2 protein-coding genes are annotated in these 1,390 nt (G+C 45.0%); both read left to right on the top strand.

Annotated elements, in window-relative coordinates:
- Nucleotides 1-981: hypothetical protein (locus tag DC28_RS04435; RefSeq protein ID WP_238565763.1), on the top strand; the 981-nt coding region annotated here is incomplete at its 5' end.
- Nucleotides 981-1,390: hypothetical protein (locus tag DC28_RS16680; protein ID WP_037546361.1), on the top strand; the 410-nt coding region annotated here is incomplete at its 3' end. The genes DC28_RS04435 and DC28_RS16680, both read left to right, overlap by 1 nt.

Here is a 1,390-nt window from a genome sequence, read left to right as displayed (position 1 = left end):
GAAAGCCAGGCGTATCATACCCCCGCTGGAACGGTTGCCGGGGGGCAGGTGATTAAGTTCAGTGGGTTTTCGAGTATTAGAAGCAGCGAAAATGTGAAGGATCGAGTTGCGTATGAATATCCTATGATCTATAACGATGAGTGGCATGGGGCTGTTGATACTCCGCGAGGGTTCCAAGAAAAGATGGAAAGTCAGAAAGCTTCATTCCTTGAGTGGTATAGTCCCGTAGGAATGAACAAACCAGCACCGACAGGACTTGCAAATGAATTCATTCAGCAGCTAGAAACCTGGAACCAGACCACAGCTCCAGACGGCGAATGGCGGTATTATGTGCCGGGAAGCTGGATGACCTTTCCGACTGATGTACATGAGCTTAGTACACATCCATATTTGCCTGGAATTGGATTAACCGCTTCCGATGTTGCTCGTAATGGCGAAATGGCTATTAGTCAGACCGAAAAAGATGCAATTGCCGGGCAATTAACCCCGAGTTTATGGGCAGGATTAATGGCCGGAGTTGATTGTATTGGTCTTGCCCAGCGTTCCTATGAATATACTAAAAATCCGTATATCTGGAGAGAACTTGGAACCACGGGGTCAGGACGGGCATATCCGAGAGCTAAGCTTGATAAATCGGTGCATCCAACTGGTGGAACTTGGGAGGTTTATTCGGAGTTGATTGTTGGTGTTGAGGGAGAACAGCGGCCTGATGAAACTCTTTATACGCTCATCAAACCCGGTGACATCCTGTATACAAGACTCAATAATGGGAGTGGAAGACACATTGCAATTGTGCAGAGTGTGGAGCGGAACACTGATGGAAGTGTGAGTGCAGGGAATATTCGGTTGATTGAGGCATTCTACGATAGAGCCTATGCATTTGTCGTAAATCCTGGGATAGAAGATGTTTCAAGGACGCTTACGAAATACGAAAACGACACTTGGCGAATCGTTCGACTGAAAACAAGAGGGACAAATTGATGAGAACAATATATACATGCGCTGCTTTGTTATTGTTTGCAGTATTTCAGATTTATGCGCTTGATCCGATTCAATTTGAGGTAATCAGTAGATTTCCGAATGGAAGGGGTGAAGGTGAGTTTCGCTTCCACGAGTTTGAGGGGATGGGGTCGAATCCTAGTAGCCCTAAGGGTTTATCGTTTGTGGACGGAGTATTTTATATTACAGATAATGTCAACCAACGAGTGATAAGACTTGAGGAAAACGGAAACCACTGGGGTGTTTTACTTAACAATTTGGATCCAGGTTTTAACTTAATAAGGCAAGGAAGGTTCCTATTTGATTTTGCCTCTTCGGGATTTTACAATGTATATAATCATGACCAGCAAAGCCTCACTGTTAAGAATAGCCGCTTGAGTACCGGAGATGC

Origin of the sequence: Spirochaeta lutea, assembly GCF_000758165.1 — a bacterium.
Lineage (GTDB): Bacteria > Spirochaetota > Spirochaetia > DSM-27196 > Salinispiraceae > Spirochaeta_D > Spirochaeta_D lutea.
The sequence above is the reverse complement of the archived record's forward strand: the minus strand, read 5'-3'. Positions and strand labels throughout refer to the sequence as shown.